Annotated in this window: 5 protein-coding genes and 1 pseudogene; all 6 read right to left on the bottom strand. The window is 31.0% G+C overall.

The genetic code is table 11. The annotated features are described in order from the left end of the window. Positions 1 to 373: 373 nt before the first annotated feature. Positions 374 to 1,480 carry a glucose-1-phosphate adenylyltransferase subunit GlgD gene (gene glgD / locus FAY47_RS19515; protein ID WP_143318600.1) on the bottom strand — a complete coding sequence of 369 codons (1,107 nt, stop codon included), beginning with the start codon at positions 1,478 to 1,480 and terminating at the stop codon, positions 374 to 376. A gap of 31 nt (positions 1,481 to 1,511) precedes the next feature. Beyond that, the gene (locus FAY47_RS19510; protein ID WP_143318599.1) at positions 1,512 to 2,672 is read right to left on the bottom strand and encodes a glucose-1-phosphate adenylyltransferase; all 1,161 of its coding nucleotides are present in this window, start codon (positions 2,670 to 2,672) and stop codon (positions 1,512 to 1,514) included. Positions 2,673 to 2,791: 119 nt separating this feature from the next. Next, the gene (locus FAY47_RS19505) at positions 2,792 to 4,621 is read right to left on the bottom strand and encodes a glycoside hydrolase family 13 protein (protein WP_143318598.1); all 1,830 of its coding nucleotides are present in this window, start codon (positions 4,619 to 4,621) and stop codon (positions 2,792 to 2,794) included. A gap of 13 nt (positions 4,622 to 4,634) precedes the next feature. Further along, complete coding sequence (locus FAY47_RS19500; RefSeq protein WP_143318597.1) at positions 4,635 to 7,070, bottom strand: glycogen/starch/alpha-glucan phosphorylase; 2,436 nt, start codon at positions 7,068 to 7,070, stop codon at positions 4,635 to 4,637. Between the two features lie 24 nt (positions 7,071 to 7,094). Next, complete coding sequence (glgA, locus tag FAY47_RS19495; protein ID WP_143318596.1) at positions 7,095 to 8,522, bottom strand: glycogen synthase GlgA; 1,428 nt, start codon at positions 8,520 to 8,522, stop codon at positions 7,095 to 7,097. Positions 8,523 to 8,816: 294 nt separating this feature from the next. Then, positions 8,817 to 10,046, bottom strand: a pseudogene (locus tag FAY47_RS19490) (SulP family inorganic anion transporter); the annotation flags it as partial. Between the last annotated feature and the right edge of the window lie 133 nt (positions 10,047 to 10,179).

Genomic DNA, 10,179 nt, shown 5'->3' with positions numbered 1-10,179 from the left:
CTGGTTTTTAACTTATTTATATCTGTTCAATTTTCAAAGACCATTTTGTTTGTCGCCCTCAAGCGACTTTCTTATCTTATCACCTTTTTCAACACATGTCAACATTTTTCTTGATTGCTAATCTAAAACAATGTTGCTGCATCTCTTAAGGACGAGTTCTATCTTACCATATATATTCTTATCACCATTGTTATCATCCTCCATTTTTATAAATGATTATTATATTACTCCTTAATACTGTCTTTTACATAAAATTGCTCATAGAGATACACTAGGATTAGTTTTTATCATAATGCTCTGAAAACTTCTTTTATTATTAGAAATAGTATAGCGAAGCATATAATTAAGTAATCTACCTCGCTATATTATTTACTCAAAACTTTCTAAGCTTTTCTATAACTATAGGACATGACTCTGACCCTATATAAATTTCTTCTTCTTTTATCTCTGCTCCTTTATCTGCAATAACCTTATTAAGCTTGCCTTCTTTTCCTATAATGCTATTTTGTAATATTATACAACTTTCAATTTTTGCTCCTCTGGCTATACATACTCTTCTTCCTATAATTGAGTTTCTAACTTCTCCTTCTATACAGCATCCATTTGCTATTATAGAGTTTCTAACGTTACATTCTCTCCCATAATGAGTTGGAGCTTCATCTTTAGTTTTAGTAAAAATAGGCCTACCTTCATAAAACAATTCATCATTAACTTTCTTTTTGAGTAAATCCATATTTGAAGTATAGTAACTACTTAAAGAATTAATACACGTCAAATATCCATTAAACTTAAAACATCTAACATTTAAAATATCTAAATTTGAATTAATGAACTGTTTTATCTTTCTGTACATGCCACTCCTTATACTATCTAACACAATATCTATAAACAATTCAGTAGACATTATATACATTTCCATATTGATATTTGAACTATTTTTTCTCCCTATATTTTCGCCTACTGATAATAATTTTCCACTTTCATCTATATTTAAAACCTCACATCCAATAAAACATTTATCAGCGTTACCAACATTCTTGTATATCATAGTTATATCATTACCTGTCTTCTTATGTTCTTCTAATGCTTCATTATAATCAATATTACATACCATATACGATGGTGCCATAATAATATATTCTTTTCTGCTATATTTTATAAACTCTATGTTTTCTGAAAAATTATGAGCATCATCAAAGGCCGGATCTTCATATCCAAAATTGAAAACTTTTAATCCATCTCTTTTTCTGTGTAAGTCCCAAGGCCTTCCATTCTTTAAATGATCCATAAGAACCCTAGCTTTATTTTTTGAAAAAATACCTATACATTCCACACCAGAGTTTGTCATATTAGAAAGTACAAAATCTATAATTCTGTATCTTGCAGCTATAGGTATTGCAGCCAATTGTCTATTCCGTACTAACTCTCCCATTTTACTCTCATCTTCATCTAAATTGATTATTCCCACACAATTATTCACTTGTATATCCCCCTATATAATAGACTAAAACTTAAATGGTAGTACATGCCTCAACAAAACTGCCCGATTTAACCTCTTCTTTACTTCCTATCACCGCAATTTCCTCTCCACTTCCTATTCTACACTCTCTTCTTATAATAGTATCACTACCTATAATGGCCTTATTTATTACTACGTTGTCCCCTATCTTGACATTTGGCATTATAACCGAATCCATTACAATTGAATTTTTTCCTATAGTTACACCTTGAAATATTACTGAATTACTTACTTCTCCATCTATAGAGCACCCTTCTACCACAAGTGAATTCCTTATAACACCATCTATTCCTATATATTGAGCTGGGCTGCTATAATTTACTGAATAAATTTTCCATTCTTCATCATATAAATCTAATCTATTATCTTTTGAAAGCAAGTCCATATTTGCTTCCCATAAGCTATCTACTGTTCCGACATCTTTCCAATATCCTTCAAAAGGATAAGCAACCACTCGACTTCCCCCATTTATCATTTTAGGGATTATATTCTTTCCAAAATCATTGCTGGAGAACTTATCCACTTCGTCCTCTTTTAAATATCTTTTTAAAGCTTGCCAATTAAAAATGTATATTCCCATAGATGCTAAATTTCCTTTTGGATTCCTTGGTTTTTCTTCAAATTCATAAACTGACATATCCTCTCTAGTATTCATTATTCCAAATCTACTTGCCTCATCTTTTGGCACTTCTATAACTGAAATAGTTGCTTCTGATTCCTTAACTTTATGAAAATTAAGCATTTTAGAATAATCCATCTTGTATATGTGATCCCCCGAAAGAATTAGAACATACTCTGGATCATATCTATCTATGAACTCAATATTTTGATATATAGCATTTGCTGTCCCTTTATACCAATTACCTCCTTTCTCTTTTTGATAAGGTGGCAACATACTAACTCCTCCATCTCTCCTATCTAAATCCCATGGATTTCCTATGCCGATATGAGTGTTTAATTCTAAAGGCTTATATTGAGTTAGTACTCCTACAGTATAAATTCCTGAATTAGAACAATTACTTAGTGGAAAATCAATAATTCTATACTTTCCACCAAATGGAATTGCTGGTTTAGCAATATCCCTAGTTAGAACCCCCAATCTAGAGCCTTGCCCTCCTGCTAATATCATCGCAACAATCTCTTTTTTACTCACAAGCAATATCTCCTCTCCTATGTTTTACTTCTAATACAATATGTTTTGCTTTTCCATAATATACATATTTTTTTGCCTTGAATAAAAAAAGAAGCTCCTATGGAGCTCCCTATGCGCTATTAATCTTCTTGCAATATTTTATAACCCTTTTTTTTAACTTTTACATTATATTTTTTCTTATCATCCCCAACTAAAACCTCACCCGAAATGATATCTCTTAACTTATAATTATTGTTCTCTTTAATACGTATATATTTATCTTCTTCTGTATTGTTTAATATAATTAATATACTCTTATTTTTGTACATTCTTTTAACAATAACTAAATCATTTTCTCCTTGATATATATCAAAATCTCCTTTTAATAATATATCGTTACTCTTTCTTAACATTATTAGCTTTCTATATATGTCATACACTTCTTTATTTTCCTTTTCCCAAGGATAAGGTTTTCTATTGCTTGGATCAAGTCCTCCAATTAAACCAACCTCATCTCCATAATAAATTAATGGTACTCCTGGGAATGTCATCTGAATTGCTATAGCAAACCTTAACAAAGAAATATCCTCTTCCAAAATTGTAAATAGTCGTTGAGTGTCATGATTTCCTAACAAATTCATAGTATTATAAAAATTATCTCTAGGGTAATTTTCATACAAGCTATAAACTCTACTGATAAATTCTGCTCCATTTATCTCCCCTTTTGCATACTTTAATATACTTTCTCTAAAAGGATAATTAGTAACAGAATCTAATTCTCTTCCAAATAAGTATTCACGCCTTTCTGAATAGCTAATCTTATTTGAAGCATCTTCCCACACCTCGCCAACTAAAATACTTTCTGGATTTACTTCTCTTATTCTTTTCTTCAATAATTTAATAAACTCATCTGGCAATTCATCTGCTACATCTAATCTCCATCCACTAGCTCCTAATTTTAGCCACTTTGAAACTATAGACTCTTTGCCTGTTACTATATAATTTAAATAAGATGGATTTAATTCATCTACATTAGGCTGATTATCAAATCCCCACCAACAATCATAGCTATCTGGATATTCTTTAAATCTAAACCAACTATAATAAGGCGATTCTTTTGATTGGTATGCTCCTAATGATTCATAATTTCCAAACTTATTGAAATATTTGCTGTCAGCGCCGATATGGCTAAATACTCCATCCAAAATAACTTTTATTCCATGTTTTTCTGCCCTGCTACATAACTCCTTAAAATCATCTTCATCTCCAAGCATACTATCTATCTTTTCATAATCGCCCACATCATATTTATGACTGCTAGCAGACTCAAATATAGGATTAAAATACAGTATTGTTACTCCTAACTCCTCCAAGTATGGAAGTTTTTCTATTACACCACGTAAATTACCTCCATAAAAATCCCATCTTATAATACTCCCTTTATTATCTCTTATATACATAGGTTCATCATTCCAGCTACCATATATAAAACTATTTTTTTTCCTACTATTAATTTTCCCATCCTTATTTCCGTTGTAGAACCTGTCTGCAAATATTTGATAAATTATTCCCTCCTGAAACCATTCTGGAATATAAGATTCTTCATAAACTGTTATTTGATATGGAATTGGATTTTCATAGTATATACGCCCTTCTCCTCCTAAAGCCGATTCATTATTTCCATAAAAAAAATACTTATCATCCTTTTTTAATGAAAAATAATATCTATTCATTCCAATAAGATTTAATGTATCCAATTTAGTAGAAAATAACGTTCTATTTCCACTATCTCCTTCCCAACTCATCTTTACTACACTTTCTTCACCTATAAAATTTATCAAATTCAAATATGCTTCTACACCTTTATCCACCAATATCTTTAAATTTACATTAGTTCCTACAGCCACCGCTCCAAACGGACTTCTATACTGATTTATATGAGAATTATGAAAGGCAAAACAATATTCCATAAATCAATCCTCCTTACAAGTTCTTATAGATTAATTCTGAACCCCATATTCCTGTAGCATACTGCTGAATTGTTCTGTCAGAAGAAAATACTCCAGAATGTGCAATATTAATTCCACAAATTTCTTGCCATTTGTGTATATTTTTATACATGTTATCTATTTTATTTTGGGCTTTTACATAGGATTCAAAATCCTTAAGAACGAAAAATTCATCATTATATGTTATAAGATTTTCATAAATACTTTTGAATCTATCTCTATCTTTATGATAAGTACCATTAATTAAATCATTAACTACTCTATTTACCCTCTTGTTCTCATTACATATATCTATAGAACAGTAACCACCATTTTGTAGATAATTCAAAACTTCTCTAGCTGTCATTCCAAAAATCACAATATTATCATTTCCTACTTCATCTCTTATCTCTATATTAGCTCCATCTAAAGTTGCAATAGTGACCGCCCCATTCATCATGAATTTCATATTAGATGTTCCTGATGCTTCTTTCGTTGTAGTTGATATCTGCTCACTTACATCCGTAGCTGGAATTATCTCTTCTGCTAACGATACTTTATAGTTATTCATAAACACTACTTTTATCTTATCATTAACACTTGGATCATTATTTACCGTATCAGCTATGCAATTTATCAATTCAATAATATTTTTAGCTAGATAATATCCAGGTGCTGCCTTTCCTGCAAAAATAAATGTTCTTGGCTCTATTTCTAGATTAGGATTTTCTCTTAAATGATTGTATAAATCCATGATCCTTAAACAGTTTAGCGTTTGTCTTTTATAGGCATGAATCCTTTTTACCTGAACATCAAATATGGATGCTGGATCTATAACTATACCATTCTTTTTATAAATCCTATCTGCTAATTTTTCTTTATTTATCTTTTTAACTCTATTAAGTTCTTCTTGCACCCCTTTTTCATGAGCATGTTTTTCAAAATAAATCAGATCTGTTGGATGTTTTATGAAACTTTCACCTATAGTCTCCATTAAAAGATTTGAAAGTCCTGTATTACTCTTTATTAACCATCTTCTGTGAGTGATTCCATTAGTTTTATTATTAAACTTATTTGGATATAAGTAATATAAATCTCTCATTTCTTCTTTTTTCAATATATCTGTATGAAGTTTAGCCACTCCATTAACACTATGACTACCTACAACAGCTAAATTAGCCATCCTTATTTGCCCATCTGCCAGTATTGCCATACGCGATATTTTATCCCATTGATCTATATACTTACTCCAAAGTTCTTCACAGTATCTCTTATTAATTTCTTCAACAATCATATATATTCTAGGTAGTAGCTGCTTAAACATCTCTATAGGCCACTTTTCTAATGCTTCTGCTAAAATTGTATGATTCGTATAAGATATTGTATTTGTTGTTATTCTCCAAGCCTCATCCCAAGAAATGCCTTCTTCATCTAGTAATATCCGCATAAGTTCTGGTATTGCTAGAGTTGGATGAGTATCATTAATATGAACTGCTATTTTTTCATCTAGTAATAAAATATTCCCTCCATGCTTTCTAAAATGTCTTATTATGCTCTGCATGCCAGCTGAAACAAAGAAATATTGTTGCTTAAGTCTTAATATTTTACCTTCATAAAATGAATCCTCAGGATACAATACCTGTGATATTGCTTCTACTGAATTTTTATACTCTATAGCTTTTAAAAATTCACCTCTACTAAACGATGAATAGTCAAACTCGTTGGATACAGTTTCAGCACTCCAAAGTCTTAGAGTATTAGCTACATCATTTTCATATCCTACAATAGGGGTATCATATGGTACTGCTAGCACTGGTTCAAAATTTACATGAGTGAAAGTTAAATTTCCATTTAACTCCTGAACCTTTACTTCACCACCAAACTTTACTATTTCACTTTTATCTGGTTTTCTTCTCTCCCATACATTTCCTTCCCTTAGCCAATTATCTGACACTTCAACCTGCTTACCATTTATGATTTTCTGTTCAAAGAACCCATATTTATATCTAATTCCACATCCATGTCCAGCTATGTTTAACGAAGCCATCGAATCTAGAAAACACGCTGCCAATCTACCTAATCCACCATTACCTAAGCCTTGATCTTGTTCTAACTCCTCTAATTCTCGTAAATCAATATTAAAATCTAATAAGGCTTCCTTGCACACTTGCATAATTCCAAGATTCATTAGGACATCTCCAAGTAACCTTCCTAGTAAAAATTCCATAGAAAAGTAATACACTTGTTTCTCTCCAGAAATATTATATTTCTTATTAGTATTCATCCATATCCTGATTACATAATCTCTTATCAAGCTTCCCAAGGCTTCATATTTTTGTTGATTATTTCCTTCCTCTATTTCTTCACCATGTAGATTCTTATACTTGTTTTCGTAAGCCTTTTTAAATGTCTCCTTATCTAAGGTCAGCATACTAATCCCCTCCTATGACTATGCTTAGATGATTTGACAATATAATTCACTATATTCACTTGCTGACTTTTCCCAGCTATAATCTGAATTCATTGCCTGATCTACTATAGACTTCCAGCACTCCTTATCTTGATATATATCTAAAGCATATTCAATTATCATCAATAGTTCATTTGCATTGAAATTACTGAAACTAAATCCATTGCCTTTTCCATTGTACTTGTTATATGGTAATATAGTATCCTTTAGCCCTCCAGTCTCTCTTCCTATAGGTATAGTTCCATATCTTAACGCTATTAATTGTCCTGATCCACATGGTTCTAGAAGAGATGGTTTTAATAACATATCGCATCCTGCATATATCTTATGAGCTAGCTTTTTATCATACTTAATATTAGTGGATACCTTATCCTTATATCTGCTTTGTAATCCTTTAAAATGCTCTTCATACTGTCTATCTCCAGTACCTAGTATTACAAGTTGAATATTGTGTTGAAGCAATTTATCAGCTATATTAATAATCAGCTCTAAACCTTTTTGATTATTTAATTTTGATACAAGTCCTAACATTGGTATATCTTTATTAACAGGTAATGTTAAATCCTTTTGCAACTCTAATTTATTTATTTGTTTATCTTTTATCGAATTGTTCCCAAAAACCTTATATATATACGGATCTTTCCTTGGATCGTATTCATTATAATCTAGCCCATTTAGTACTCCTTTGATATTGAATGCTTTCTCCCTTAATAGCCCATCTAATTTTTCACCATATTGTGGAGTCTTAACTTCATCAGCATAAGTACTACTTACAGTTGTAATTTTATCTGCAAAGTTAATTCCTCCTTTCATGAAACTTACCCCTCCATAAAACTCAAGGCTTCCATTATTAAATAGCTCCATATTATAATCAAATAGATCTGGTAATATTTCTGGTGAGAATACTCCTTTAAACATCATATTATGAAATGAAAATACTGTTTTTATATCTTTATATTCATCTCTACTTGCGTAATCATACTTCAACATTACTGGTACCATTCCTGTTTGCCAGTCATTACAATGAATAATATCTGGTTTCCAATCTAATTCATTAATCAATTCCAAAATTGTCTTATCAAAATAAGCAAATCTTTCATCATCATCATCATATCCATATAGATCATCTCTATTAAAATAGTACTCGTTATCTACAAGGTAGTACTTTACATTATCACTATCATATTTAAATAATCCGCAGTATTGAGTGCGCCAACCAACCTTCACCATAAACCATTTAACAAATTCTAGCTTATCTTTTATATTTAAATCTATATTCTTATATTTAGGAATAACTACTCTAACATCAATATCCTTTTTTCCTAATTCCTTTGATAATGCTCCAATAGCATCCCCAAGACTTCCTGACCTTATCAAAGGATATGCTTCTGAAGCTGCTAATAATACCTTCATTAAAAATCCCTCCTTTTTGGCATCTTTATTATACTGATCTTAATGCTCTAATTACCCTATGTAGTACATCAACTTTGGCTTCGAGTGGATAATTGATTACTGTCATTAATTCCTCCTATCTATTTCTATAATCTATTCATAATAATTCTATTTATCTTTTTTCTATTTATTCCTTGTTTTAATTTAAAAAAGCACAGAGACTAATCTCTGTGCTTCTTGGATAATATTTATTCATCAACCTATTTGACTTATTTCATTACTTTCTCTGTTAATAACCTTCTCAAATATAAAATGTACAACCATAGATACTATTATAGCTGTAACTAAATCAAAAACTACAGTTAGTATAAAGGTTAAAAGCATTTCAATCATATTACATTTACTAGAAAAAGTTATTCTTTTTAGTTCCTTAAATCCACACATATTGTATGATACTACTGCCAATATTCCACCTAGAACTGTTAGAGGCACATATTGTATTAATGGCATTAACACTTCCATAATTATAAGTAAAATAATAGCACTTACTACTCCAGCCACCGGCGTACGTCCACCATTTTTCACATTAGCTGCAGTCCTTGCAATAGCTCCAGTTGCAGGAATGCCTCCAAACATAGCTGAAAATATATTGGCTATACCTTGCCCGACCAATTCAGTGTTGGAATCATGTCTCTTTTCAATCATTCCATCTGCTACAACTGCTGATAATAATGATTCTATAGCTGCTAAAAAGGCAATTGTCATTGATGGTACAATTAATGATGTTATCTTTTCCATTCCTACCTTAGGCAATGTTGGGAAAGGTATATTCGAAGAAATTTCTCCAAATTGTTTACCTATTGTATTTACAGGCAGATTAAATATTGTGGCTGCTAATGATATTGTAATTAATGCCACTAATGACCCTGGAATTATCTTACTAACCTTAGATGTTCCAACAATTACTATTACGGATATTATTCCCAAGATTAATGCGCATATATTTATTGTATCTAAATTCATTATATAAACTTTCCACTTACTTAAAAACTCAGATGGAACATTAGTTATATTAAGTCCGAATAAATCTTTTACTTGAGTCGAAAATAACGTTACAGCTATACCTGCTGTAAACCCGGCTGTTACTGTTTTCGGTATATATTTTATTAAGTTTCCTAAATGTAACAATCCAAATAATATTAATATAATTCCAGCCATTAATGTGGATATTATCAAACCATCAATTCCATTTTTTTCAATAATACCATATACTATAACCACAAAAGCACCGGTAGGCCCTCCTATCTGAACCCTACTTCCACCAAATAATGAAATAAATAAACTCGCTACTATGGCAGTTATAAGACCCTTTTCAGGTGTAACCCCTGATGATATCCCTAATGCTACTGATAATGGTAATGCAATAACGGCAACTATAACTCCTGCTATAATATCTTTTATAAATTGATCTTTTGTTAATTCTTTATCCCGATGTTTTATTATAGAGAATAACTTTGGTTTTTTAACTAGATTTAATTTTTTCACTGTGTTTCCCCCACTCTTTATCTTAAACGCGAAAAAAGGATAGTTAATACTATCCTTTTCAACATACCTGGCAACGTCTTACTCTCCCACACAGTCTCCCATGCAGTACCATCAGCGCTGTAGAGCTTAACTT

The organism is Clostridium sp. HBUAS56017, from assembly GCF_007115085.1.
Taxonomy (GTDB): domain Bacteria; phylum Bacillota; class Clostridia; order Clostridiales; family Clostridiaceae; genus Clostridium; species Clostridium cibarium.
This window is presented reverse-complemented; position numbering and strand designations above follow the sequence as displayed.

Excerpts from the sequence above, each read along its gene's own strand:
- glgA (WP_143318596.1), bottom strand. The coding sequence starts at position 8,522 with ATGAAGGTATTATTAGCAGCTTCAGAAGCATATCCTTTGATAAGGTCA.
- FAY47_RS19505 (WP_143318598.1), bottom strand. The coding sequence starts at position 4,621 with ATGGAATATTGTTTTGCCTTTCATAATTCTCATATAAATCAGTATAGA.
- FAY47_RS19500 (WP_143318597.1), bottom strand. The coding sequence starts at position 7,070 with ATGCTGACCTTAGATAAGGAGACATTTAAAAAGGCTTACGAAAACAAG.